General features: G+C 33.4%; 29 protein-coding genes and 1 other annotated feature (1 of these 30 only partly in view). Of the genes, 24 read left to right on the forward strand and 5 right to left on the reverse strand.

The window, feature by feature from the left end:
• Positions 1–107, forward strand: a binding site (T-box leader); it begins 127 nt to the left of the window's first position.
• Positions 108–165: 58 nt separating this feature from the next.
• The 16 genes from ACKRLN_RS00155 to ACKRLN_RS00230 all read left to right on the forward strand — a co-directional run bounded on the left by ACKRLN_RS00155 (position 166) and on the right by ACKRLN_RS00230 (position 16,621).
• Positions 166–1,371 (forward strand): M20 metallopeptidase family protein, encoded by a 1,206-nt coding sequence (locus ACKRLN_RS00155; protein ID WP_296141853.1) that lies wholly within the window; start codon positions 166–168, stop codon positions 1,369–1,371.
• The gene (locus ACKRLN_RS00160) at positions 1,364–2,392 is read left to right on the forward strand and encodes a methionine ABC transporter ATP-binding protein (RefSeq protein ID WP_296141852.1); all 1,029 of its coding nucleotides are present in this window, start codon (positions 1,364–1,366) and stop codon (positions 2,390–2,392) included. Before ACKRLN_RS00155 ends, ACKRLN_RS00160 begins: the two co-directional genes overlap by 8 nt.
• On the forward strand, positions 2,379–3,044 hold the full coding sequence (locus ACKRLN_RS00165; protein WP_296141851.1) for a methionine ABC transporter permease: 666 nt from the start codon (positions 2,379–2,381) through the stop codon (positions 3,042–3,044). Before ACKRLN_RS00160 ends, ACKRLN_RS00165 begins: the two co-directional genes overlap by 14 nt.
• A gap of 10 nt (positions 3,045–3,054) precedes the next feature.
• Positions 3,055–3,912: a MetQ/NlpA family ABC transporter substrate-binding protein gene (locus ACKRLN_RS00170; protein ID WP_296141849.1), complete on the forward strand. Its 858-nt coding sequence runs from the start codon at positions 3,055–3,057 to the stop codon at positions 3,910–3,912.
• A gap of 27 nt (positions 3,913–3,939) precedes the next feature.
• Positions 3,940–4,824, forward strand: coding sequence for a MetQ/NlpA family ABC transporter substrate-binding protein (locus ACKRLN_RS00175; RefSeq protein ID WP_295884495.1), 885 nt, complete (start codon positions 3,940–3,942; stop codon positions 4,822–4,824).
• Positions 4,825–4,929: 105 nt separating this feature from the next.
• Entirely contained in the window at positions 4,930–5,469 is a 540-nt protein-coding gene (locus ACKRLN_RS00180; RefSeq protein ID WP_416334863.1) for a transposase, read from the forward strand.
• Positions 5,403–6,326 carry an IS3 family transposase gene (locus ACKRLN_RS00185; protein ID WP_416335365.1) on the forward strand — a complete coding sequence of 308 codons (924 nt, stop codon included), beginning with the start codon at positions 5,403–5,405 and terminating at the stop codon, positions 6,324–6,326. Before ACKRLN_RS00180 ends, ACKRLN_RS00185 begins: the two co-directional genes overlap by 67 nt.
• Positions 6,327–6,460: 134 nt before the next feature.
• Positions 6,461–6,943 carry a glutathione peroxidase gene (locus ACKRLN_RS00190; protein WP_416334897.1) on the forward strand — a complete coding sequence of 161 codons (483 nt, stop codon included), beginning with the start codon at positions 6,461–6,463 and terminating at the stop codon, positions 6,941–6,943.
• Between the two features lies 1 nt (position 6,944).
• A complete protein-coding gene (locus ACKRLN_RS00195; protein ID WP_203127443.1) occupies positions 6,945–7,430 on the forward strand; it encodes a hypothetical protein in 486 nt (161 codons plus the stop codon).
• A gap of 251 nt (positions 7,431–7,681) precedes the next feature.
• Positions 7,682–10,795 (forward strand): isoleucine--tRNA ligase, encoded by a 3,114-nt coding sequence (gene ileS / locus ACKRLN_RS00200; RefSeq protein WP_296141844.1) that lies wholly within the window; start codon positions 7,682–7,684, stop codon positions 10,793–10,795.
• A gap of 67 nt (positions 10,796–10,862) precedes the next feature.
• Entirely contained in the window at positions 10,863–11,309 is a 447-nt protein-coding gene (locus tag ACKRLN_RS00205; RefSeq protein ID WP_416334898.1) for an 8-oxo-dGTP diphosphatase, read from the forward strand.
• A gap of 187 nt (positions 11,310–11,496) precedes the next feature.
• Positions 11,497–12,225 (forward strand): ABC transporter ATP-binding protein, encoded by a 729-nt coding sequence (locus ACKRLN_RS00210; protein WP_296141840.1) that lies wholly within the window; start codon positions 11,497–11,499, stop codon positions 12,223–12,225.
• Positions 12,203–13,237 (forward strand): COG1361 S-layer family protein, encoded by a 1,035-nt coding sequence (locus tag ACKRLN_RS00215; protein WP_203127447.1) that lies wholly within the window; start codon positions 12,203–12,205, stop codon positions 13,235–13,237. The genes ACKRLN_RS00210 and ACKRLN_RS00215 overlap by 23 nt, the downstream gene beginning before the upstream one ends.
• The gene (locus tag ACKRLN_RS00220; protein WP_416334899.1) at positions 13,224–14,609 is read left to right on the forward strand and encodes an ABC transporter permease; all 1,386 of its coding nucleotides are present in this window, start codon (positions 13,224–13,226) and stop codon (positions 14,607–14,609) included. Before ACKRLN_RS00215 ends, ACKRLN_RS00220 begins: the two co-directional genes overlap by 14 nt.
• An 11-nt stretch (positions 14,610–14,620) precedes the next feature.
• A complete protein-coding gene (locus ACKRLN_RS00225; protein WP_416334900.1) occupies positions 14,621–15,850 on the forward strand; it encodes a hypothetical protein in 1,230 nt (409 codons plus the stop codon).
• Between the two features lie 645 nt (positions 15,851–16,495).
• Complete coding sequence (locus tag ACKRLN_RS00230) at positions 16,496–16,621, forward strand: hypothetical protein (RefSeq protein WP_416334901.1); 126 nt, start codon at positions 16,496–16,498, stop codon at positions 16,619–16,621.
• A 13-nt stretch (positions 16,622–16,634) separates the two neighbouring features.
• Here the strand turns inward: ACKRLN_RS00230 and ACKRLN_RS00235 are convergent, their stop codons facing one another.
• The 3 genes from ACKRLN_RS00235 to ACKRLN_RS00245 are packed head-to-tail and all read right to left on the reverse strand — an operon-like array spanning position 16,635 to position 18,126.
• Positions 16,635–17,180, reverse strand: a complete 546-nt coding sequence (locus tag ACKRLN_RS00235) for a tRNA (mnm(5)s(2)U34)-methyltransferase (RefSeq protein WP_416334902.1) — start codon at positions 17,178–17,180, stop codon at positions 16,635–16,637.
• Entirely contained in the window at positions 17,177–17,725 is a 549-nt protein-coding gene (locus ACKRLN_RS00240; protein WP_416334903.1) for an ImmA/IrrE family metallo-endopeptidase, read from the reverse strand. Before ACKRLN_RS00240 ends, ACKRLN_RS00235 begins: the two co-directional genes overlap by 4 nt.
• The gene (locus tag ACKRLN_RS00245; protein WP_203127452.1) at positions 17,725–18,126 is read right to left on the reverse strand and encodes a helix-turn-helix domain-containing protein; all 402 of its coding nucleotides are present in this window, start codon (positions 18,124–18,126) and stop codon (positions 17,725–17,727) included. Before ACKRLN_RS00245 ends, ACKRLN_RS00240 begins: the two co-directional genes overlap by 1 nt.
• A gap of 141 nt (positions 18,127–18,267) precedes the next feature.
• On the opposite strand from ACKRLN_RS00245, the gene ACKRLN_RS00250 reads away from it, so the two are divergent.
• From ACKRLN_RS00250 to ACKRLN_RS00260, 3 genes are all read left to right on the forward strand, one after another.
• The gene (locus ACKRLN_RS00250; protein WP_416334904.1) at positions 18,268–18,480 is read left to right on the forward strand and encodes a hypothetical protein; all 213 of its coding nucleotides are present in this window, start codon (positions 18,268–18,270) and stop codon (positions 18,478–18,480) included.
• A gap of 607 nt (positions 18,481–19,087) precedes the next feature.
• Complete coding sequence (locus ACKRLN_RS00255) at positions 19,088–19,276, forward strand: hypothetical protein (RefSeq protein WP_416334905.1); 189 nt, start codon at positions 19,088–19,090, stop codon at positions 19,274–19,276.
• 193 nt (positions 19,277–19,469) lie between these two features.
• Positions 19,470–19,562 carry a thermonuclease family protein gene (locus tag ACKRLN_RS00260; protein WP_416335366.1) on the forward strand — a complete coding sequence of 31 codons (93 nt, stop codon included), beginning with the start codon at positions 19,470–19,472 and terminating at the stop codon, positions 19,560–19,562.
• Between the two features lie 108 nt (positions 19,563–19,670).
• On the opposite strand, the gene ACKRLN_RS00265 is transcribed toward ACKRLN_RS00260, so the two are convergent.
• On the reverse strand, positions 19,671–19,904 hold the full coding sequence (locus ACKRLN_RS00265) for a hypothetical protein (RefSeq protein ID WP_416334906.1): 234 nt from the start codon (positions 19,902–19,904) through the stop codon (positions 19,671–19,673).
• An 817-nt stretch (positions 19,905–20,721) separates the two neighbouring features.
• Between ACKRLN_RS00265 and ACKRLN_RS00270 the strand changes: the two genes are divergently transcribed.
• From ACKRLN_RS00270 to ACKRLN_RS00285, 4 genes are all read left to right on the forward strand, one after another.
• Complete coding sequence (locus tag ACKRLN_RS00270; protein WP_416334907.1) at positions 20,722–21,150, forward strand: DUF2188 domain-containing protein; 429 nt, start codon at positions 20,722–20,724, stop codon at positions 21,148–21,150.
• Complete coding sequence (locus tag ACKRLN_RS00275; RefSeq protein WP_296141821.1) at positions 21,147–21,554, forward strand: ATP cone domain-containing protein; 408 nt, start codon at positions 21,147–21,149, stop codon at positions 21,552–21,554. The genes ACKRLN_RS00270 and ACKRLN_RS00275 overlap by 4 nt, the downstream gene beginning before the upstream one ends.
• Before the next feature lie 37 nt (positions 21,555–21,591).
• Positions 21,592–22,074, forward strand: coding sequence for a 23S rRNA (pseudouridine(1915)-N(3))-methyltransferase RlmH (gene rlmH, locus ACKRLN_RS00280; RefSeq protein WP_416334908.1), 483 nt, complete (start codon positions 21,592–21,594; stop codon positions 22,072–22,074).
• 384 nt (positions 22,075–22,458) lie between these two features.
• Entirely contained in the window at positions 22,459–22,920 is a 462-nt protein-coding gene (locus tag ACKRLN_RS00285) for a flavodoxin (protein ID WP_203127457.1), read from the forward strand.
• Positions 22,921–23,033: 113 nt separating this feature from the next.
• On the opposite strand, the gene msrB is transcribed toward ACKRLN_RS00285, so the two are convergent.
• Complete coding sequence (msrB, locus tag ACKRLN_RS00290) at positions 23,034–23,474, reverse strand: peptide-methionine (R)-S-oxide reductase MsrB (RefSeq protein ID WP_296141811.1); 441 nt, start codon at positions 23,472–23,474, stop codon at positions 23,034–23,036.
• A 135-nt stretch (positions 23,475–23,609) separates the two neighbouring features.
• Here msrB and ACKRLN_RS00295 point away from each other — a divergent pair, with 135 nt between their 5' ends.
• Complete coding sequence (locus ACKRLN_RS00295) at positions 23,610–23,891, forward strand: co-chaperone GroES (RefSeq protein ID WP_296141809.1); 282 nt, start codon at positions 23,610–23,612, stop codon at positions 23,889–23,891.
• Positions 23,892–23,905: the final 14 nt, after the last annotated feature.

Genomic DNA, 23,905 nt, shown 5'->3' on the forward strand with positions numbered 1-23,905 from the left:
CACGGGACTTCCCGTTACAGAAGTAGAGTATGATAGTACTTGATGAGTGTATGTATACGTGAGTATACATAAATTAAGGTGGTAACGCGAATTATATCGTCCTTAAATTCTAAGATTAGAATTTAGGGGCGTTTTTTTATGGCCTATTTTAGGAAGGATGAGTTAATGAGCAATAATGAAATTATAAAATCAAAAATTGATCAATATTTTGATCAAACTGTTGCTTGGAGAAATTACTTACACGAAAATCCAGAAGTAAGTGATAAGGAATACCAAACAGCAAAATATTTAAAAAATGAATGCGAAAAACTTGGACTGATAGTCGAAGATGCAGCAAATACAACAGGTTTTACAGCCCTACTTGATACAGGTAGACCTGGTAAAACTTTAGGAATTAGAACAGACATCGATGCACTTCCAATACATGAAAGTGAATACAATAAAAAATTTAAGAAATCAGTTATTTCAAAAAATGAAGGTGTAAGCCATGCTTGTGGTCACGACTCACATATGGCAACCCTTTTAACTACTGCAAAAATCTTAACTGATTTAAGGGATGAAATAGACGGCAAAATTTATTTTATCTTTGAGGAAGGCGAAGAAACTGGCGGTGGCATTGAAGCAATGGTTGAGCATCTAAGAGATAAAGGATTAAACGCCTGCTATGGTAACCACCAAGCTCCATTTTTAGAAGTTGGAGAAATAAGAGTTATAAAAGGACCATCACACGCTGGATGTGCAGGAGTTGAGTTTGATGTAATTGGAAAAGGTGGTCATGGGTCTCGTCCAGACAAATGTATCAATCCACTAACTGCAACAGCAAATATTGTAACAGCCCTAACAACAGTTTGGGTTAACCAATTAGATGTAAATGAAAAAGTCACTTTTGGTCTTGGATCTATAAACGGTGGAGCTGCTTCAAATGTGATTCCTGATAAATGTAATGTAAAAGGTACTTTAAGATTTTTTGATGACAAGGCTGGCGAAGATGCTTTAGAAGTCTTAAAAGAAGTTACACAAGCAACTGCAAAGGCCCACAAATGCGAAGTTGAATTTTCTGATTATACAAGAATAGTTGCTTACCCAACAATAAATGATCCAGAACTAGCCGATGAAGTTATAAAATCTTTAAATGATATTTATCCAGGAGCCTACAGAGATGGAAAACCAACATTTGGATCAGAGTCATTTTTTGGATATTCCAGACTTTGTCCATCAGTTTATACCAAATTTGGTGTAAGAGATGAGGAAAATGGGATAACAGCAGGAGCTCACACACCAGAATTTGATCTAAATCCAGAAGGCATCAAATATGCAGTAGGCTTACAAGTAAAATTTGCCACTGATTTTTTAGGAGGGGCTAATGATTGATTTAAAAAATATAACCGTCGATTTTGACGGATTTAAGGCAGTAGATGATGTAAATTTAAAGGTTGAGAAAAACGACATCTACGGCATAGTAGGATTTTCCGGTGCTGGAAAATCAACCTTAGTTAGGACAATAAATCTCCTACAAAGACCAAGTGCTGGAGAAGTTCTTATAAATGGAGAAAATCTCCTAAACTTATCCAACAAAGAATTAAGGGAAAAAAGAAAAAATATAGGGATGATCTTCCAACACTTTAACCTTTTAAATAACATTACAGTTTTGGATAATGTAATCTATCCTATCAGAAAATTAAATATCCCAAAAGAAGAAAAAGAAAGGAAAGCAAGAGAACTTTTAGAAGTTGTAGGCATTGGCGATAAGGCTGATAACTATCCAAGAGAACTATCTGGAGGTCAGCAACAAAGATGCGCAATTGCAAGAGCGCTTGCCTCAGATCCAGAAATCTTACTTTGTGATGAGGCAACAAGTGCCCTAGACCCAAAAACAACTAAGCAAATTTTAAAACTACTTAAAGAATTAAATGCAAAATTGGGACTTACAATAGTAATAATCACCCACCAAATGGAGGTCGTAAAAGATCTTTGCAACAAATGTGCAGTTATGCAAGCAGGAAAAGTTGTAGAAAATGGACCAACCTTAGAAATTTTCGCCCATCCGAAAGATCCACTTACCCGTGAATTTGTTGAAACTTCTACAAATGTTGCTGAAACTATTGAAGAAGTAAAACAAAACATAGGTATCTTAAAAGAAAATGAGCTTTTAGTTAAACTTAATTATGTTGGAGCTTCTACAACAGAGCCACTAATCAATGATCTTTTTGAAAAATTTGCTGTAAAAACAAATGTTTTGGCTGGAAATATCGAGTTTATAAGTGGTATTCCAGTTGGAAATCTGATAGTAAGCTTATCAGGTGATAAGGAAAGTTTAGGTAAAATTGGAGATTATCTAGCAGAAAAAAATGTTGATGTAGAAGTTTTAGGAGGTAAAGATGGGATTTTTTGATTATTCATGGTCAATTAGAGATAGGATATTCCAAGATTTTAAAACAACCTTATATATGTTAGTTGTCTCAGCAATATTTGCAGGGATATTTGGACTTATACTTGGAGTAATAATGGTTGTTACAGACCGTGGCAGGATTTTAGAAAATAAAGTAGTTTATAGCATTTTAGATAAGCTTACAAATATTTTTAGGTCAATACCATTTATCATTTTGCTAGCTTTAGTTGCACCGATTACAAAACAAATTGTAAATACAAGAATTGGACCAACTGCTGCAATAGTACCACTTGTATTTTCCTGTGTGCCATTTTTTGCAAGGCAAGTTGAACAAGCGCTAGCAAGTGTAGAACCAGGAAAAATTGAAGCTGCAGAAGCAATGGGAAAATCACCATTTGAAATTATAACAAGCGTATATCTTAGAGAAGGTCTGCCAAGCTTGATACGCGCTTCATCTATTACTCTTATTTCACTACTTAGTTTAACAGCTATGGCAGGAATTGTAGGAGGTGGTGGTATTGGTGATTTGGCCATTGCCGTAGGTTACCAACGTTACAAGGACGATGTTGTAATTGTAAGTGTTGTTTTAATATTAATAGTCGTATTTATCATACAAGGAATTGCAAATTTTCTTATAAGAAAGACAAGTCATTAAGGAGGAAATAATGAAAAAATTAGGAAAATTAACTTTAGGATTGGCTCTAGCACTTGGCCTAAGCTCATGTGGAGCAAATAATGCAAATGAAAGTGCAGACACAAATACAGATCAAAAAGCGCAAACTGAAGTATCTGATACAATAAAAATAGGTGTAGTTGGTGAGAAAAACGAAGTTTGGGATGAAGTTATCAAAAGATATGAAGAAGGTACTGGCAAAAAAGCAGAACTAGTGAAATTTTCTGACTATACACAACCAAACGAAGCTTTATTAAGCGGAGATATAGATGTAAACAGTTACCAACACTACAAATTCTTAAATGAATTTAACGACCAACAAGGTGAAGAAAAAATTGTTTCAATTGGAGATACTATGCTTGCTCCCCTAGGATTTTATTCAAATCAAATTGCAAACCTAGATGAGCTAAAAGATGGTGATAGAGTTGCAATTTCAAATGATCCATCAAATGGACCAAGAGCTTTATTCTTACTTCAAAGTGCAGGAATCATAAAAGTAAATGGTAAACCAGGTGAATCAATTACACTAGATGATATTACAGAAAATCCAAAAAATCTTGAATTTATAGAAATGGACCCAGCACAAACTGCAAGAGCCCTAGATGATGTTGTAGCAGCAGCTATAAATGATAACTTTGCCTTAGACTCTGGCCTAAGTCCAAAACAAGATGCAATTTATCTTGAAGATCCAGAAGATCCGGATGCAAAAATTTATGTAAATGTAATTGCATCTAGAAAAGAAGATAAAGACAACGAAGCTTATAAAGAGCTTGTAAAATACTATCAAACAGACGAAACAAAAGCAGACTACGACAAATATACAAAGGGTGCTTGGGTACCAGCTTGGTAAAATAATAAAAATAATAGGAGAATATAAATGAAAACACTTAGCAAAATTTCTTTAGGACTAGCTTTAATTTTAGGCCTAAGCTCATGTGGAGCAAACAACAACGAAACAGCAAAAACACAACCAGCAGAAAATAAATCACAAACAGAAGTATCAAGCACAGATCCATTAGAAGGCAAAGATACAATAAAAGTTGGTGTAGTTGGAGAACACAACGAAGTTTGGGATGATGTTGTCGAAAGATATAATGCTGATAATAGCGATAGAAAACTAGAATTAGTAAAATTTTCTGAATACAGAGAGCCAAATGAAGCACTTTTATCAGGTGATATTGATATCAACGCTTTCCAACACTACAAATTCTTAAATCAATTTAATGAAGAAAGCGGATCAGATATAGAAGCAATAGCAGATACTGTAATCGCTCCACTTGGTATATACTCTTCAAAAATTAAAGATATAAATGAATTAGAAGATGGGGCGAGAATTGCAATTCCAGATGACCCATCAAACTCAGCTAGATCACTATTCTTACTTCAAAGTGCAGGACTAATCAAAGTAAATGGTAAAGATGGGGATAACATTACAACAGATGATATTACAGAAAACCCAAAAAATCTAGAAATCATCCTACTAGGATCATCACAAACCGCTAGAAGTCTTGATGATGTGGATGCTGCTTGTATAAACTCAGGAATGGCAGTAGATGCAGACCTAATACCTTCAAAAGATGCGATTTTCCTAGAAGATAAAGATGATCCAGATAAACAAATTTATGTAAATGTTATCGCAACAACACAAGATAAAAAAGATAGTGCAATTTTAAAAGATCTTGTAGATAACTACTACCACACCGACCAAACTAAAAAAGTCATTGAAGAATCTTCAAAAGGTTCAGAATTTGGTGTTTGGTAAAAATCAAATTTCATACTACTCATCTTTATAGTAAATATATATAAAAGCAGGAGTCAAATTGAGCTGAACCCCAAAATCCGGAATATGGATTGAGGGGTTTTTTTCATGCCAAAATATACAAAAAAATTTAAAATTAAATTAGTTCTGGAGTACTTATCAGGTCAAACAGGTGGACGACCTGCAATAGCAAACAAATACAATATACCTGATAGCACTCTAGAAAATTGGATTAACAAATATAACTCAGGAGGGTTTTACGACTTAACTAAAAAGCAAAATAACAAGAAATACACTAGTGAATTTAAACTATCTGTAATACAATATAGACAAATCAATAATATCTCATACAGGCAAACCGCAGAGCACTTTGATATCACTAATGGATCAGTAATATGTAACTGGGAGAAAGCATATCGAGAACGTGGTTTATCTGGATTAGAAGATAACAGAGGAAGGCCTAAGAAAGATATGTCTAAATCAAAAAAGAAATCAAAGAACGAAAAACCAATAGTTGAGTCTGAAAGAGAAGAACTAATAAGACTTAGAGAAGAAAATAAATATCTAAAGATGCAAATACTATTCGAAAAAAAGTTTCAAGCCTTGCTACTAGAAGAGGAAGCAGAAGCAAGGAAAAAACAAAGATAATACTTCATCTTCTTAAAGAACACCCTGAAACAAAAGCAAGTGAATGGATAAAAGTAGCTAAGCTTCCAAAATCTTCATACTATGAGTGGAAAATTAAATTAGAAAATCCTGTAGACAAGGACAAAGAAGTAAAAGAAGAAATAAAATCAATAGTTAAATCAACAAAGGGTAGGTATGGCTACAGAAGAGTAAGTACAGTTCTAAGAAACAAAGGCTTAATAGTAAATCATAAAAGAGTTCTTAGAATCATGAAACAAGAAGGACTCTTATGCACTAAATTTAAAACTAGGTCAAGAAAATACTCATCATACAAGGGTCAAGTAGGTAAAATAGCTTCTAACGTAGTTAATCGTAACTTTAAAGCCAGTAGACCTAATAGGCTATGGTTAACAGATATAACTGAATTTAGAATTAAAGGTCATGAAGATAGACTCTACCTATCACCAATACTAGATGCATATAACAGCGAGATAATTAGCTATACACTAAGTCATCACCCAACAATTAAACTGACCAACTCAATGTTAGACAAAGCAATAAAAGGTATTAGTTCTAAAGACAATTTAGCAATACACTCAGACCAAGGATTCCATTACCAACATAGTTCATGGTCTAGTAAACTAAGAAAACTAAATATAATACAAAGTATGTCAAGAAAAGGGAATTGTCTAGACAATTCTCCGATGGAAAACTTCTTTGGTATACTAAAACAAGAAATGTACTATGGTGTAGAATTTACAAGTTATGATCAATTAAGAAAAGAAATAGAATTATATATCAAATGGTACAACGAAGACAGGATTAAGACAAAATTAAACGGAATGTCACCTGTTGATTACAGATTACATTCCGCTTAAAATATTATTAAGTTATTCCGTGTTTATGGGTTCAGCTCAAATTCTCCTGCTTTTTCATTGATTAATATTAGAAAGTTTTTCTTTAAATGTTATAAAAATAACGTATAATAGATACGTAATAAAAGGAGTTTTAAATGACTACAATTTATGATTTTACAGTAAAAGACAATCAAGGAAATGATCTCAGCCTTAATAAATACAAGGGAAAAGTTCTTTTAATAGTAAATACTGCAACAGAATGCGGCTTTACACCTCAATATCAGGGGCTAGAAGAACTTTATAAAAAATATAAGGATCAAGGATTTGAAATTCTAGATTTTCCTAGCAATCAATTTGGAGGACAAGCTCCTGGTACAGATGCAGAAATACAAAATTTTTGCACAGCAAGATTTGGCACGACCTTTGATAGATTTTCAAAAATAGATGTAAATGGAGAAAATGAAGACCCACTTTATACTTATCTTAAAAAATCCCAAGGAGGGCTTTTGGGAGATAAAATTAAGTGGAATTTTACAAAATTTTTAATAGATAGAAATGGAAATGTAGTAGAGCGTTACTCTTCCCAAAAGAAACCAGAAAATATAGCAAAAGAAATAGAAAAGTTATTGGAAAAGTAAAATGAGTGATTTAGTAAAACTTGCCAAAGAGTCAATAAAATACTATTTGGAGACTGGCAAATACCTAACAGAATATGATGAAAGTTTAAAAAATAATAACAATGGAGTAATTGTAATTGTTCATAAAGATGGCAGACACGAAAAAAGCGGGTCTATTTATCCAACCAGATCTGATATAGGTCTTGATGTAATCCATGAGGCTGTAAATGTAGCTGTATTTAACAATGCAATCGATCTGTCTGATATAGACATCGATAATTTATACATTTCAGTTTATGAAGTTACAAAAATTAAGCAAATTCAATATATGGAAGAGTTTGGTATGTATCATGGATTGTTTTTAAAATACAATAACAATTCTGCTCTAGTTTTTAGGGATGATTACGAATCAGACTATCAGATGTTTGAAGATGCTATAAAAATTGCAAATGTTGATAGCCATGATGTATTTACCATAGAGAAATTTAAGGTCCACAAGCATTTATAGCTTGACTTAAAATTTTTAATAAGTATTATAAAAATAGAAATATTATACAAATGTTATAAAGACCAGTAGCTTTTATAGAAGCTTTAGAGAGGCACGGTTGGTGGGATGTGCTAGTGAAAGTAGAAGTGAATATCATCTTTTAGTTTAGCAAGTGAAGTTAGTAGTTTGCTACGAAAACCAATCGTTAAGAGTAAATTTTGGAAATAAGTGGATCGTCTATATGGACGGTCTTTTTTTGTAAGGAGAAGAATATGAGTGAGTTTAAATCTTTAAATACCAGCGACACCAGAAATCGTGAGGCTAAGGTAGAAAAATATTGGCAAGAGATTGACCTTTTAGATCAAACTTTTAAAACACGCGAAGATGCCGAGGAATATATAATCTATGATGGACCACCAACAGCAAATGGTAAACCAGGTATCCACCACGTAATTGCAAGAACTTTAAAGGATATGACCAGCCGTTATAAAAATATGAAGGGCTATAAGGTTCTTAAAAAAGCTGGTTGGGATACCCACGGTCTACCAGTAGAAATCGAAGTTGAAAAACAATTAGACTTCCACGATAAAAATGATATCGAAAACTATGGTATAGAAAAATTTAATAAACTATGTAAGGAATCAGTGTGGACATATTCTGATTTGTGGCGCGATATGTCAGACCGCATGGGATTTTTATATGATATGGACCACCCATATGTAACAATGAATAATGATTACATCGAAACTGAGTGGTGGCTACTTGATAATGCTTTTAAAAAAGGATACATCTATGAGGGTGCAAAAGTTATGCCATATTGCCCAAGATGTGGAACAGGTCTTGCAAGCCACGAGGTAGCTCAAGGTTACCAAATGGATAAAACCATTACTCTTACAGTTAAATTTAAGAAAAAAGACACAGACAATGAATATTTCCTAGCATGGACCACAACACCTTGGACACTTCCATCAAACGTTGCTTTATCTGTAAATCCAGATCTTGACTATGTAAAAGTATATGATAAAACAGATGATTGCTACTATTACATGGCAAAATCTCTATCAGAAAAACTTATGGAAGAGCATGATTATGAAGTAGTAGAAACCCTAAAGGGTGCTGATATGGAATATATGAAATATGAGCAATTACTACCTTTTGTTGAAGTTGACCCTGACCATGCCTTTATAATAACACTGGCTGATTATGTTTCTGCAGAAGATGGTACAGGTATTGTTCACTCTGCACCAGCCTTTGGTGAGGATGACTATCAAATCGGTAGAAAATACGATCTAGCTTTCATCCAACCAGTAGATTTAAAGGGTAACTTTACAGAAACTCCTTGGGAAGGTCAATTTATCTTTGATACAAACGAAGATATTTGGCACCACCTAGCAAATGAAGGCAAAGTATTTAAAAAACAAACAATCGAGCATAATTACCCACACTGCTGGAGATGTAAAACACCATTAGTTTACTATGCTACACCATCTTGGTATATAGAAATGAGCAAATTTTCTGACCAAATGGTAGAAAATAATGATAAAGTAAATTGGTTCCCAGAAACAATAGGGGAAAAACGCTTCGGAAACTGGATAGCCAATGTAAAAGACTGGGCAATTTCTAGAAGCCGTTACTGGGGAACTCCACTAAATATCTGGAGATGTGATGATTGTGACCACACACTTTCAGTTGGCTCTAGAAAAGAACTTGCAGAACTTGCTATTGAAGATATAGACGAAAATATTGAGCTTCACAGACCATATGTAGATAATGTATCTATAAAATGTGATAAATGTGGTGGGACCATGCACAGGGTTCCAGATGTAATTGACGTTTGGTTTGACTCAGGAGCTATGCCATTTGCCCAACTCCACTATCCATTTGAAAATAAAGAATTATTTGAAAACTACTATCCAGCAGACTTTATCTGTGAGGGAATTGACCAAACCCGTGGATGGTTCTACTCACTTATGGCTATTTCTACAATTACCATGGGAAAAGCCCCATACAAAAACGTACTTGTAAATGACCTAGTAGTAGATAAAAATGGTCAAAAAATGAGTAAATCTCGTGGTAATACCCTAGATCCATTTGCTCTATTTGATAAATACGGAGCTGATGCAGTAAGATTTTATTCTCTTTTCGTATCACCAGCTTGGATGCAAACAAAATTTGATGAAGCAGGCCTTGTAGAAGTAAGAAATAACTTCTTTAGAACCTATGAAAATGTGTATAACTTCTTTACTTTATATGCAAATACAGATGGATTAATCGTAGAAGATTTACAAAATATCGGTGATGTAAAACTTGAAAAAATCGATAAATGGTTATATTCAAGACTCAATACCCTAATTAAAAATTACTATGAAGAAATGGAAGTATTTGAATACAACAAAGTTGTTCACTTAATTTCTGATTTTGTAGTAGAAGATTTATCAAACTGGTACATCCGTCGTAACAGAAAAAGATTCTGGAATAGTGATCTTACAGACTCTAAAAAAGCTGTTTATAAAACAACTTATGAAGTACTAACAACAATTACAAAATTAATCGCTCCAATTACACCATTTATTGCAGAAGAAGTTTATAGAAACCTAACTGGTGCAAAAACTGTCCACACAGAATTACTACCAGAAGTAAACGAAGCAATGATAGATGAAAATCTTGAAGCTGATATGGAACTAGTAAGAAAAATAGTTAACTTAGGTCGTGCTTCTCGTGAAAAAGAATCAATCAAAGTGCGTCAACCACTTGCAAAAATCATCGTTGATGGTGGTTATGAAGATAGGATTTCTGATTTAATAGGTCTTATAAAAGAAGAGCTAAATGTAAAAGAAATCGAATTTGCAGCTGACCTTTCAGAATTTATGGACTACTTCCTAAAACCAGACTTTAAGGTTGTAGGACGCATTTTCCAATCAAAGGTAAATGACTTTGGAAAATATCTTGCAAATGTAGATGCAAAAGATTTTGTAGCAAGTGTAGAAGATGGTCCAGTAGAAATCGACCTAGATGGCGAAAAATACGAAGTTTCAAAAGACTACTTAGATATCAGGATTTCTGCAAAAGAAGGCTATGATGTTGAAATGGATGGAAATGTATTTGTAATCCTTGATACAGACATCACAGAAGACTTACTAGCAGAAGGATATGCTAGAGAATTTATCTCAAAAATTCAAAATCTAAGAAAAGATAGCGGTTTTGAAGTAACAGATCACATAGAGATTGCCTATGATTCAGATGATGACTTAAATAAGGCTATCGAGAAATTTGCAGAAGAAATAAAAGCAGAAACACTAGCAGATAAATTATCAAAAGAGAGTGTAAAAGCTGATCCAATCGAATTAAATGATAAAACTATAAGTGTAAAAGTAAAAAAAATATAGTATAAAAAAAGAGTAGATAGAAATATTTACTCTTTTTTAATAGGTAAATTTAATTAAAGGATAACAAATGAAAACTAGACTAATGAATATGATAAAAATTATAAATTCTAATACTAATGAAGTAGTAGTTTTAGACAAGGTCAAAAAAGAAGGTTGGGAAGGACTAACCTTTCCCGGAGGCAAGGTAGAAGAAAATGAATCCTTAATGGCCGCTGCAATTCGCGAAGCAAAAGAAGAAACAGACCTTGATATAAAAAACTTAAAATTTGTAGGATTTATCACTTGGCTTGGAGAAGAATTTAAGGACGTGGGGCTTTTGTACCAAACCACAGATTTTTCTGGCAAATTAGTAGCAGAAAATCGCGAGGGCAATATTTCTTGGGTTGACTATGAAAAATTTAAAAAAATGGATGGAATGAGCCTATCTATGGATAAGATTTTAAAAATATATGAGGGAGAGTATTCAGAAATATTTTGGGATGTAAGAACTGATGAAATATCCTATATTAAATAATTTAAACTTTGAGCAGATTTATATCTGCTTTTTTATTTAGCTAATAAATATATATGAAATATAAAATTAATTGCTTTTTAAAAACTATGATGATATAATCTTTGCAAATACTGTGTGGTGATTAACACTACACTACTTTATAATTTATTTTTAAGTACACAAATATACATAAAACTTTGGAGACAATATGGCGCTTATTGAAGTACGCGATTTAAAAAAATATTATAAGGTTGGCGGCAATATTATAAAGGCTTTGGATGGAATAAATCTAAATATCAATAAGGGAGAATTTATCGCCCTTTTAGGAACCAGTGGTTCTGGAAAATCCACCCTTTTAAATATGCTAGCAGGCCTTGAATATCCTACAAAAGGCACAATAAAGTATGGCAATATCATTTTAAATGAGCTAAGAGAAACAGATATTACAAAATTTCGTAATTTAAATATTGGATTTGTTTTTCAGTCTTATAATCTCTTGCCGTATCTAACTGCCTGGGAAAATGTATCACTTCCTTTAACTTTTAAGGGAGTAGATGTTGAAAGACGTAAGGAAGAGGCCTACAAGATACTAAAGGAAGTTGGCCTTGAAAATAGAATGAATAATAAGCCAAATGAACTATCTGGTGGGCAACAGCAAAGGGTATCCATTGCCCGTGCCTTTGTTGGTACTCCAAAAATAATTTTTGCTGATGAACCTACTGGAAACTTAGATACCAAAACAAGTTTTGAAGTCATGCAGCTTATAAAAAATATTACTAGGGAAAATAATCAAACTTTTATCATGGTAACTCACGATGATGAAATGACAGAATTTGCCGACAGAACACTATTTATGAGGGATGGAAAAATCCAAAACATCCACAAAAATTTAACTATTGATGAGGTTTTAGAAGATGACATACTACCAACAAATTAATGGCAGCGAAAATGCAAGTGACCAAGCCACTGAAAGTGAAAATGCTCCAGTGCAAATGAAAAATCAACCAAAGCTAATAATTTCTGATTACAATATTAGCCCAAAAACTGTGGAGGCAGGTGGTGAATTTAATCTTGCCTTTACCCTTTATAACACAAACAACAAAAACTCTATTTATAACTTAAAAGTGAGCATAGACCAGCAACTTCAATCCCAACCTCAAGCAAGTGGAGAAAATAATGCCCTTGTAAGCGACGGATCTGTTTTCACCCCGGTAAATACTTCAAATAGTTTTTATGTTTCGGCCCTCTATCCTTGGAATTCTACAACTAAGTATGCAAATATGAGGGTAAATCCAAATGCCGTAGCAGGAAATTATGTGATTGGTCTTACTTTAGAATATGAAGATTATCTGGGAAACCAATACCAAACTAAGGAATCAATTGGTATCCCAGTTGTTCAAAGAGCAAATGTAACTATTGGTGAGGTAAAACACGAGGACTTGATGGTGGGTAGCCAAACTCAAGTAAGTGTAAATATTTACAACACCGGCAAGGACAATTTAAATACCTTTATGTGCGATGTAATCGGTAAGGGATTTACAATTGACAATGATAGACGTTTTATAGGTAATTTTAATTCAGGATCTACGGAAACTTTTACATTTAATGTAACGCCAGACAGTGAAGGGCCAGTAGAGGGAAAAATTATGCTAAGCTATGAAGACTCAGCAGGAAATGTCCACACTGATACCAAAGATTTTTATACAGATGTGACTAGCATGGGAAATGAAGGCATGGAAGAAGGTATGATAGAGGATCCTCAAACTGGAGAAATGATACCAGTTGATCAAGGAATGGAAGAAAATATGGATGCAGGTGGCAGCTTACTTACATCTCCATTTTTGTGGATTGGGCTAATAATAATTCTTGCCCTAGTAGGCCTTTTAATTAGAAAACGCAAAAAAGATAAAAAAAATGAGGAGTTAATAATCGACGATGAAGATATCTGATAGATTTATCATGGCCCTTAGAAATCTTTGGCGTCGTAAATCTAGGACAATTCTTACAATTTTATCTGTAATAATCGGCTCAACCTCAATTATTTTGATGCTAGCCTTTGCAGAGGGGATAAGCAATTCACAAAAAGAAATGATTGAATCCTTTCAAAGACTAACCACCATAAATGTAATGGATGGGTCTGGAGATGGATCTTTACAAGTTACTGATAAAGTTTTGAATGATTTAAAAAGAGTTAGCCACGTAAAAGCAGTTGTTCCAAGTAAAAATATATATGTCCAACTACTGATATCTGATAGCGACGATTATGAGATAGACGGGTCATTAGATATAATCCCTGACAATGTTTTTTCAATGATAAAAAAAGATATGCTAGAATTTGGTAATCCACCAAGTCCAAATGAAGATAACAAAATCCTTCTTGGACAAAACGCAGCAGCAAACAAAAAAACTGATACGGGAGATGGGGGCTACATGATGGAGCCAGTAGAAGATTTTGATTACGCATCCCACCAATATTTTGTAAGATTAGGTTGGGTGATGGAAGATCAAGAAGATGATGGAGTTAATTTTGGGAATCCCAACGATGAAGATGGAGTGGAAGGAGTCGAAGAAAATAAACCAGACTCCATAGATGTGCCCATAGAAATAGCAGGTAAGCTAAATAACAACTCATTTTTAAGTGGATGGGGTTCATATATTTCTGAATCCACTTATAAAAAGCTAAAAGAAGAAGATAGCAAAATATCAGCTCCATCATTAAACCAATCTTTTGATGAAAAAGGCAATCCTATTCCAGAAAGTGATGAGAAAATCAATTATGAAAATCTGCAAGTAATAGTAGATGATGCCAAAAATGTAGAACAAACAGAAAAAGAAATTAAGCAATTAGGTTATCAAACAAACTCTATGGCTGAGGCCAATGAAGAGATTCAAAATCAAACCAGGACAATTATGCTAATACTTGGAGGGATAGGATCCATTGCCTTTATAGTTTCTGCAATTGGTATTATAAACACAATGCTGATGAGTATTTACGAACGCCAAAAGGAAATTGGGGTTATGAAAGTTATAGGAGCCTCCGTTTCAGATATCCAAACCATGTTTTTAATAGAATCTGGATTTATAGGATTATTTGGAGGTGTCCTTGGGCTTTTGATTTCACTTTTAGTAAGTAAAGTTATTAATAATGCTTTTTCGGGTATGAATGATGCAATAGCACAGGGTGGTCAGTTAATCATTATTCCAATTTGGCTGGCCTTAGTGGGGGTTGGATTTTCGGCCCTAGTAGGAGTGCTAGCAGGATACCTACCAGCAAGACGCGCTACAAAATTATCTGCAATTGATGCCCTAAGAGCAAATTAAAGGAGGAAATTATGAAAAAAATTATACCAATAATGGCTCTTTCACTGGCTTTAGTAGGATGTGCGAACCAAGATGCACCAAAAAGTGATGTAAATAACAAGGAAAGTCAAGTAAGCGAAAAAACAGATGACACTCAAGTAATTGAAGTAGGAAAAGCAGAAGATAATAAAGAAAATAGCGAAGCTGATGGATCTGCCGATACAAGTGATAAAAAAGAACAACCAGAAGAATCTAGCGATGATGATAAAAAAGAGCAAGCAGAAACAGAAGAAAAAGAAAGCGCTGATGATAGTAAAGAGGAAAAATCAAAAGAAGAAGACCAATCAGAAGATCAAGATTCTAGCCAAGAAGTAAGTAAAGATGATTTATTTTACAATCCATTTGGTCCATTTTCAAGTGTAAATGAAAACGGTGAACTTGTAGATCAAAATGGGAATGCAATAGCTGATACAGATGTTGAATATTATACATATGTAAAATACACCAACAATGTTTTTGTAAAATCAAAAAAAGATATTTATGATCAAGTATCAATTGTCAGAATGAATGATAAAAATGTTGAAACATTATTTGAATTCCCAGGAGTCGACGATTTCAGGCCGCTTGGTATGATTGGCAATAGGATATATGGTTTTCATGATCAACAAAGCAAGGCTGAGATAAATGGAACACCAACACTAGATAAAGAAAAATCAGCCATTGGATATGTAGATCTTGATACTGGCGAAGTTCATGACTTCAAGGCAACAGCAGAAGATATAACTGGTGATGCCGTAGTAATCGATGGAGAATTACAATTTACAAAGCCTGGGGATAATGAGGATCAAAACGCTTATAATTTTGACCTATATAAACTAGATTTATCCAAAGGAGATGATCAAGAAGCAGAATTATTAGAAAAAAACTTTAACCTCCAATACCTATTTGGACAAAAAAGATTTGAAAATGGGAAGCCAGTTTGGAAAATATATAGGGCAGATAATGACAATTTCTATGCCAATGATCAAAAATTCCCATTCCTATGGTCAGAGGAAGGATCTCAAGAAATCATAGGAAATAATATTTTCTACTATGAAACTCAAAAAATAGATGATAAATTATCAAAACCACTTAAAGTTATCAATATGTCAAGTGGTGAAACAGTGCTTGATACCCAAATTAGGGGTATGAAAATATCTGGAAATAAACTTTATTATCTAAATACAGAAAATGAATTAGAGTCAGTTGACATCGAGCTTTAATAAATAAAAATTAGGATCACAATTGTGGTCCTTTTTTTCTTTTGCATAGCATAATGGATTTATGAAAAGATTTAAGATTTTATTGGTATTTTTATTTGTTTTTTAGTTAGATGTAGGGCGGAAGCTCCAAATCCACACTTACAGGAAATCCCATGGATACCAACAAAATGTAAATTTACTATGATCCAATCGATAAAAAATTAATAAAGTTTAATCCAAACGGCAATTAAAGTGAGGTTATAAATCCAAATCTTTCCGAATTTGCTTATGATATCGACAATGCTGATAATGTTTTTGTTATAGGAGATAGCACTAATCATAAGTACAAATTGGTAAAAATAGATGGAGAAAATATAGAAACCCTATTTATTACACAACTTTCAATAATGAAAATAATTATTATGAACTTTATAGAAAGTCCATAGAGCAGGCAAAAGAGGAGAAGCAGCGGAGCTAATAAGTGTAGGATATCAAACTCCAGAACTTTATTTTTCAAAAGACTTAGAAAACGAAAAAGAAATTATCAGCCTTTATGCATCAGATAAGGACAGGATATATTCCAAGGATGAATCCTGGGATAAATATCAGGCAAATTATTTTAAACCAAGCACAGTCATTGGCATCAACAAAAATCCTGATGGGACCATGAAAATTATTTTTATCGAAAAAAGAAGCCGCGAAAAGGTAAATGAAATTGATGATGTCCTTGGCATCCGTTTTGAAAATGACACCATAGTGGTGGCGACTAAAAATGGAGCAAGTAAATATTAAAAAAGGCCACAAATTAATTTTTGTGGCCGATAGCCAACACATAGGGTGGCTTGTTGATTTTGTTTACAAAAGCAAGTTTTAAAACTGTATATTTTTTATAATCCAAATTTTCAAAAAATTCAGTTATTTTTTCAGATTCGATTTCTCCAGCTGGATGGCCAGGATAAACGGTTATAAAAATCTTTCCACTAGGACTTAAAAGTTCTAGGGATTTTTTTATGGCAATTATTGTAGACCTCCAATTTGTAGTAATATTTTTATCGCCCTTTGGCAAATATCCCAGGTTAAAGACTACTAGGTCAATCTTTTCCTTGATGTATTTATCAATATTTGCATGACTATCTAAGATAAAGGAAAAGTTTGGATTTTTACCTATCAAGGCTAAGGTATTTTCCTTGGCCAATTCTTGGATATCAAAGGCAAAAAGTTTTTTAGGCTTATTATTTTCCAAAATAAATTTGCTATCATGGCCATTGCCTGCAGTCATATCTACTGCTATATTTACATTTTCTTCTTTTATTAGCAATTCTTTTATTATTTCAGTTGCATGGTCTATCATTCTAAGTTCCCGTAAAATTCGTCAGTTCCGTCTATTTTGGTGAAAAATTTAGAATCGGCAATATTTTTATTTATAGGCAATCCCATCCTGTGCATTTCGTTTAGCTTAAAGATCATAAGATTTACATTTACATCATAAAGGCTAGCTAATTGCTGGTAAGTGTAGCCTTCTTCGATGTCAGCCATTAGTTTTTTCTCATCTAAAAGCAAATGAGCCGCAAAAATATTTGCCTCAATTTCCATTTCGGTGTTGATGTCAAAAAGCTCGTACTCAGCAAAACCATTTTTGGCTTCATTTTTGTGATATATGTCATGGCCTAGCTCATGGGCTAAGACCATATTTATTATTCTTTCATCTACGAAAGGATTGTAAAATACAAAACGGTTGCGCTTAATTATCTTATACATGCCCAAAAGGGTGGTGGGAGTTTCAAAGGGGATTAGAAAAACCCCGCGGCTTTCTAAAATATCCTTTGGATCTCGGCTTTTGTATTTTTTTATTAATTTTTGTGTATCCTCGTAGATTTTGTCATAGGTGGATACCATTATTTTTCCTTATTTAGCCCGTATTTTTTATTTTCGCTTTTGGCAATATAGTAGGCCTCGCTGATTGCATCAAGTATTGCTTTTTTGTCTTTTTCTGGCAAATCTCCACCAGCCATAAGCCCTATGACTCCTTGGACCATTTCTTCAGCATCGCGGGCTGCAGCATTTCCGTATCTTTCTCTAGCAGATAGGATAAAATCTTCTTCATCAGTCACCAAATAATCGTGACTGGTATCAAGTGCTTCTGCCAAGGCATCGTAAGTTTTCCTATATCTTGGCTTAGATTGGCCAGCTTCGTAACGGGATATGGTTTTTAGGGACACGTTGCAAAGTTTTGCAAGCTCTTCTTGGGTTAGGTTTTTCGCTTCTCTTAGATCGCGTAGTTTGTTAGCAAATGCCATTATCTCTCCTTATAGTCGCTAGGTGACTGTTAATTTTAAAAATTAAGTTGACACAAGACTTCTAATGTCTTATAATAATACAAAAGTCATTTAATGTCTTAATTATACAGTAATAGTCATCTAAAATCAATAGGAGTTTTTATGAAAAGAATAATTTTACATTCAGATATGAATGCTTGCTATGCCTCTATAGAAGCAAAACTAAATCCAAAGCTAAAGGGGATTCCAATGGCGGTGGCCGGTAATCCAGAAAATCGTCACGGAATTATCCTTGCAAAAAGTGAAGACGCAAAAAAATGGAAGTTAAAACCGGAGAGTCAATTTGGCAGGCTAAAGGCAAATGTCCAAATCTAACCCTAGTCCCACCCCATTATAACGTAGTCTGGTTTAATACTGTAGAAGAAGCTCAAGCAGCAGGATATGTACCATCTAAAAGATAATATAAGCATCTATTTTATAGTATAATATAGGGGTTACTATCCCTAGACTGGTAACAGGAAGGGGGTGCGTCCAGCATGAAGGATCTACTCATAGACCTACTTTATTCTTTTACAGTTTCTATCATGGCAGGTGTACTTAGTCACTACATCTGCAAATGGTTAGATGGAAGCGATGATGAAGGTAGTAACTAACCTAATAAAAAAGACTGGAGCTGCAACTCCAGTCTTTTTGTGTGTCCAACATGATTGAACTCTATTCTTTTAGTCATTGATATTATACCATCTAAAATAATTAAAAACAATCCTAAATGCTAACTAACACATTTTTTTTGATATAAGGGAATTAATATATTTAATTACAGGAGAATCTTTATGAATAAACTTATTAAAAAAGTTATCCTAATAATAGCTTTTCCTTAACTATAACATCTTGCTCCAGTAAAAAAGATATTAAAACAGAGCCTGATATAGCTAAAGATCAAGCTTTTTAAAAGATAGATAAGCTTAATAATATTGATGATATGAATAAAAAGATTGCCAAAGGGCCTATTGAAATTTCTGATAATAAAGAAGAGATTAAAGAAAACCTAGTTAAATACAATAAGATTGATCTTACTAATAAACTTATAGCCAAAGAAGATGATCCAGAAAAATTTGAAGCCTTTAGAGTTAAAGCACTAGAATTTATAGATAACATTCAAAAAAATTAACTTATCAGTAAATCAGATATTAGAGTTTACTGAAAAGATACATAATAAGAAGACTCCTAGTGATGTTAATATTGCCCTAGAAGAAGCGAAAGTTGATTCTAATAACTTTCTATCAAGTAGCTACTGTAACAAGAGTTATAGAGGTGATACTACCGAGGTAGGAATCTATGTACAAACTTATAAGCTTAGGTTTATAGGAGTAGATACACCTGAAATCGTTCATCCTAATAAACTTGTTGAATTCTTTGGACAAGAGGCTTTAGACTTTACTAAATCCAACCTATAATGTGCACCTCGTAATGGATATTTTGGATTGCAGCTTGTTAGACGATAAGCATAATTGAAATAATTAACTAAATAAAAAAGACGGCATCAATTAAGATACCGTCTTTTTTTATTTGGATTTTTGGAACAATCCTATAATTGCAATTATTAAACCTAAGATACCTAGTAAAAAAAAGCCAATTGCTATTGGTGTAACTCCGTATAAACGCCAAGTATCCATAAAATAATTTGAACTATCTAAAGTGAAATTACTTGCCACTGCAGAACCAATAAGAATAGCAAAACCTATAAAGCCAGTAAAAAACATAGATATTCCTAAAAATAACAATTTAAGCGATTTCATTTTCCCCTCCTCTATTTTGTAGATATATTCTGTATAGGTGCTACAACAACCCTATAATGTTTTCAATAATAAAGTCATGCCAAATTTTTGAATTTAAAAGGTCTTTTTTATGAACGAGTGAAACGAGTTCTTTCTTATCTTGATACTATAGAAATAACTCCTATTTTACTTCGTGCTGTTGTATCTGTTGATTTTACTGGGTTTATCTATATAAAATCATACACTTTTATATCGGATAGAAAAAAACTTGTGCTATAATTTAATTGTTCAGAAAAAATATAGATATAAGGTTTTTAAATATTCATTTTTAAGTCCCTTAAAGAAATAACTGTTTAATTTGTATAGTAATATAACATAAAAAAAGAAATTTTAAAAGGCGTAAATGCTAGTGGTAAGGATAATAAGTGGAAAGATATGTAAGATATTTAGATACTGTGACTACCTTCCAGGGGGGAAAGCGATTACTATATACAAGGGATGCCATCATTATGAAAATACAGAGCTACGCTCCGTAAAAGGTTGGAGGAAGGCATATAAAAAGCCTATATATGATAAGTATGTTTTTCTATGCGTGCAAAATATTCCCATGAAGGCTGTACTAGCTACTGTTTCTATAAAGATACCATAGAGCTCACAGAGGAAGAAAAAAATCTTCTACGAGCAGAAAAAAATACGGCAAAGATTCAGTAACCTTTGCAGCCCTTAAGCGTGATATAGGACTTTCAAGTGATATTACAGAAGTAGTCACCCTCCCAAGCCGCCATTATAATATGTAAAATGGGTAAAAATATAAAAATACAAAAAAAGAGGTGAGGCTATGCCCTTTGATAGAAGAAATTACCCAAATTCAATGAAAAAACTGGACAAAGAAGTCCGTGACAAAGCGATTGACATTACCAATGCCATGCTAAAAGAAGGATATGATGAGGATAATGCAATCCCAATTGCCATTTCCCAGGCCAAAGAATGGGCAAATGATGCCAGCAATGAAGAATTAAAAAAAATCCGTAAAAAAGACTTAAAAGACCACAAAAAAAGTAAAAATAAATCAGGAGCAAGGCTCCAAGATGCGGATGTAGAAGTTTCCTTTAACTATGATGAGCAAAAATGGCAGGTAAAATCCAAGGGAGCCAGCCAAGCAGAAGGCTTTTATGACACAAAAAAAGAAGCCAAGGATAGAGCAGAAAAAATAGCAGAAAATAGAGAAAGCAAAGTAATTACAAAAACCAAGGAGGAGTCAAAATGAGTGAGCTAAGCAGAAAAGTGTTAGAGTATTTCGAAAAAGAAGGATACGGAATAAACGAAATAGTAACAGAAATTGATAATCTAAAAATCGATGTAGTAAGAGACTTTCTAAATAAAGCAAATGATGATAAGGTTTATGTAATAAAAAGAAGGGGAAATCTTGAAGAATACAATGCAGATAAGGTCATAAGATCTATAAAAAATGCTTCAGATAGAAATGGCAAACAAATTAATACATCAGATGTAGAAATTTTGCTAAAAGATGTTGAAAAAAACATGAAAGATATGAAAAGAAAAGTATTTAGAACAGATGAAATCAAAGAATATGTAAAAGATGCCCTAGTAAACGAAGGCTATAGTCAAATTTACGATTCATACGTATCATATGTACAAGACCAAAACTAAACTCAATCAAAAGATTGAGTTTTTTTAAGGAGAAAAAATGGATATAAAAATAATAGCAGTAGGCAAAATCAAGGAAAAATTTTATAAAGAAGCCATAGATGAGTACCTAAAAAGAATGCAAGCCTATAACAAAATAGAAATAATAGAAGTAAACGACGAACAAGCCCCAGAAAGCTTGTCAGATAAGGAAATCGAGCAAGTAAAAGAAAAAGAAGGCGAAAGGATACTAGGAAAAATCGATGATGGCGACTACGTAGTAAGTCTTGAAATCCTAGGTAAGCAGTTGGATAGTATAGGATTTGCAAACTTTATAGAAAATGAAATGAGAGAAGGCTTTGGAAGAAACTTAGTATTTGTAATAGGCGGCTCAAATGGACTATCCAAAGAAGTAAGCAATCGCTCAAACTATAAACTATCCTTCTCCAAAATGACCTTCCCCCACCAGCTGATGAGAGTGGTCCTACTTGAGCAAATTTATAGGGGATTTAGGATAATAAATGGACATCCTTATCATAAATAGTCCCATCATCTTGGGTGGCCGATTTATAATCGGCCATCTGCGAGATGAACGTAGAAGCTATGCTTCAAGTGAGTCCGCAGAACTAAGCGAAGAAAGCTTTTAAGCTTTCTGAGAGGATAGATCATGGGTGGCCGATTTATAATCGGCCATCTGCGAGATGAATGTAGAAGCTTTGCTTCAAGTGAGTCCGCAGAACTAAGCGAGGGCTAAAGCCGATCGCACTTCATTTTCTGTGGGTGAAAAATATGAAAGATATTTCATCTCTGAGAGGATATAAAAGAAGAGTAAATAAAAAGCTACACATTTATTTAGAAAATACATTTAAAATATTATAATGTACTAATATATTAGAGGAAAAAATTATAAGTTAAGGAGGTGATTTTAATGAGTCCTTTGGTTGTATATTATTCATACTCAGGATTAACAAGAAGACTAGCAGAAGATATTGCGTTGATTACTGATGGAAATTTAAGAGAACTGGAACCACAAAAGCCTTATTCGTTCTCATCTAATACAGCTGTAAAAGAAGTGAGAGAAGAAATCGAAAGAGGATATTGCCCTCCTCTTATACGAGGGGCGGAGGCGATTGAAAATGAAGAGGTAGTTTTTGTTGGTTCTCCTAACTGGCTTAAGACTTTTGCCCCACCAGTGCTGTCTTTTTTAAGAACAGTTGACTTAAGCGGAAAGAAAATCATTCCCTTTTGCACACACGGTGGAGGAGGATTTGGAAGAATGATTGAAGATTACAAAAAGGAATGTACAAATTCAATTATTAAAGATGGAATAGCGTTAAAAGGAGATTACAGCTTCGATGAACTAAAAATATGGCTAGATAATAATTTATAAATACCAGTTTATCAAACTGAAACAAGCAAATAATGCTATTTTCGAGAAAAAATGAAAATCACCATATTATTAAAAAAACTAGGACTTACTATTCCTAGTTTTTTTTGCCTTTTCTACTCAAAAATCCTCAAATACTCCCCATATCCCTCTTTTTCCAAATCTTCTTTAGGAACAAATCTTAAGGCAGCACCGTTTATGCAATATCTTAGTCCGCCTAATTCTTGTGGACCGTCTGGGAAAACGTGGCCTAGGTGGCTGTCGGCGTTTTTGCTTCTTACTTCTGTTCTAACCATGCCATGGGAAAGGTCTTCTTTTTCATTTATTTCTGTTCCTTCAACTGGCTTTGAAAAACTTGGCCAGCCGCATCCTGCATTAAATTTGTCCTTGCTTGAAAAAAGTGGTTCGCCGGATACTTTATCTACATAGATTCCTTCTTCATAAAAGTCATCATATTCTGATGAGAAAGGTCTTTCTGTACCTGCATTTTGGGTTACTTCGTATTCTAATTCTGTAAGATTTTTTCTTAATTCGTCATCACTTGGTTTTTTGTACATTTTAATCTCCTTAATCTTTTTAGTATTTTTACCCGAATTTATTGATTTGATTTTTTATCTAAAGGTAGTACATTATAAATGTAATTAGCAATTAGCACACGCGAGTGCTAAATTATTATACCTAAGGAGTAAAATATGCAATTAAAACCTATCGGAGATAGAGTAGTTATTAAAAAAGCTGAAGCTGAAAAGACAACTCAATCAGGTATCGTGCTTCCAGAAAGCGCTCAAGAAAAACCTGTTTATGCAGAAGTTGTAGCTATTAGTGATGATATTTTAAATGATGATAAGAAAAAAGATTCTCTTTCTGTAGGAGATAAGGTAATTTATTCTCAATACTCAGGAACAGAAGTAAAACTTGATGAGACAGATTATATAGTTGTAAAATACATTGATATTTTAGCAGTTGTAAAATAGTTTTTGAAAGGAAT

It is taken from the genome of Anaerococcus sp. AH8042_DFU013_CI05 (genome assembly GCF_047936775.1).
In the GTDB taxonomy this organism is placed as follows: Bacteria; Bacillota; Clostridia; order Tissierellales; family Peptoniphilaceae; genus Anaerococcus.

What these genes read in the sequence shown, in the direction of transcription:
- ACKRLN_RS00155 (WP_296141853.1), top strand. Translation starts at nt 166, where the DNA reads ATGAGCAATAATGAAATTATAAAATCAAAAATTGATCAATATTTTGAT.
- ACKRLN_RS00160 (WP_296141852.1), top strand. Translation starts at nt 1,364, where the DNA reads ATGATTGATTTAAAAAATATAACCGTCGATTTTGACGGATTTAAGGCA.
- ACKRLN_RS00165 (WP_296141851.1), top strand. Translation starts at nt 2,379, where the DNA reads ATGGGATTTTTTGATTATTCATGGTCAATTAGAGATAGGATATTCCAA.
- ACKRLN_RS00170 (WP_296141849.1), top strand. Translation starts at nt 3,055, where the DNA reads ATGAAAAAATTAGGAAAATTAACTTTAGGATTGGCTCTAGCACTTGGC.
- ACKRLN_RS00175 (WP_295884495.1), top strand. Translation starts at nt 3,940, where the DNA reads ATGAAAACACTTAGCAAAATTTCTTTAGGACTAGCTTTAATTTTAGGC.
- ACKRLN_RS00180 (WP_416334863.1), top strand. Translation starts at nt 4,930, where the DNA reads ATGCCAAAATATACAAAAAAATTTAAAATTAAATTAGTTCTGGAGTAC.
- ACKRLN_RS00190 (WP_416334897.1), top strand. Translation starts at nt 6,461, where the DNA reads ATGACTACAATTTATGATTTTACAGTAAAAGACAATCAAGGAAATGAT.
- ACKRLN_RS00195 (WP_203127443.1), top strand. Translation starts at nt 6,945, where the DNA reads ATGAGTGATTTAGTAAAACTTGCCAAAGAGTCAATAAAATACTATTTG.
- ileS (WP_296141844.1), top strand. Translation starts at nt 7,682, where the DNA reads ATGAGTGAGTTTAAATCTTTAAATACCAGCGACACCAGAAATCGTGAG.
- ACKRLN_RS00205 (WP_416334898.1), top strand. Translation starts at nt 10,863, where the DNA reads ATGAAAACTAGACTAATGAATATGATAAAAATTATAAATTCTAATACT.
- ACKRLN_RS00210 (WP_296141840.1), top strand. Translation starts at nt 11,497, where the DNA reads ATGGCGCTTATTGAAGTACGCGATTTAAAAAAATATTATAAGGTTGGC.
- ACKRLN_RS00215 (WP_203127447.1), top strand. Translation starts at nt 12,203, where the DNA reads ATGACATACTACCAACAAATTAATGGCAGCGAAAATGCAAGTGACCAA.
- ACKRLN_RS00220 (WP_416334899.1), top strand. Translation starts at nt 13,224, where the DNA reads ATGAAGATATCTGATAGATTTATCATGGCCCTTAGAAATCTTTGGCGT.
- ACKRLN_RS00225 (WP_416334900.1), top strand. Translation starts at nt 14,621, where the DNA reads ATGAAAAAAATTATACCAATAATGGCTCTTTCACTGGCTTTAGTAGGA.
- ACKRLN_RS00230 (WP_416334901.1), top strand. Translation starts at nt 16,496, where the DNA reads ATGAAAATTATTTTTATCGAAAAAAGAAGCCGCGAAAAGGTAAATGAA.
- ACKRLN_RS00235 (WP_416334902.1), bottom strand. Translation starts at nt 17,180, where the DNA reads ATGATAGACCATGCAACTGAAATAATAAAAGAATTGCTAATAAAAGAA.
- ACKRLN_RS00240 (WP_416334903.1), bottom strand. Translation starts at nt 17,725, where the DNA reads ATGGTATCCACCTATGACAAAATCTACGAGGATACACAAAAATTAATA.
- ACKRLN_RS00245 (WP_203127452.1), bottom strand. Translation starts at nt 18,126, where the DNA reads ATGGCATTTGCTAACAAACTACGCGATCTAAGAGAAGCGAAAAACCTA.
- ACKRLN_RS00250 (WP_416334904.1), top strand. Translation starts at nt 18,268, where the DNA reads ATGAAAAGAATAATTTTACATTCAGATATGAATGCTTGCTATGCCTCT.
- ACKRLN_RS00255 (WP_416334905.1), top strand. Translation starts at nt 19,088, where the DNA reads ATGAATAAAAAGATTGCCAAAGGGCCTATTGAAATTTCTGATAATAAA.
- ACKRLN_RS00265 (WP_416334906.1), bottom strand. Translation starts at nt 19,904, where the DNA reads ATGAAATCGCTTAAATTGTTATTTTTAGGAATATCTATGTTTTTTACT.
- ACKRLN_RS00270 (WP_416334907.1), top strand. Translation starts at nt 20,722, where the DNA reads ATGCCCTTTGATAGAAGAAATTACCCAAATTCAATGAAAAAACTGGAC.
- ACKRLN_RS00275 (WP_296141821.1), top strand. Translation starts at nt 21,147, where the DNA reads ATGAGTGAGCTAAGCAGAAAAGTGTTAGAGTATTTCGAAAAAGAAGGA.
- rlmH (WP_416334908.1), top strand. Translation starts at nt 21,592, where the DNA reads ATGGATATAAAAATAATAGCAGTAGGCAAAATCAAGGAAAAATTTTAT.
- ACKRLN_RS00285 (WP_203127457.1), top strand. Translation starts at nt 22,459, where the DNA reads ATGAGTCCTTTGGTTGTATATTATTCATACTCAGGATTAACAAGAAGA.
- msrB (WP_296141811.1), bottom strand. Translation starts at nt 23,474, where the DNA reads ATGTACAAAAAACCAAGTGATGACGAATTAAGAAAAAATCTTACAGAA.
- ACKRLN_RS00295 (WP_296141809.1), top strand. Translation starts at nt 23,610, where the DNA reads ATGCAATTAAAACCTATCGGAGATAGAGTAGTTATTAAAAAAGCTGAA.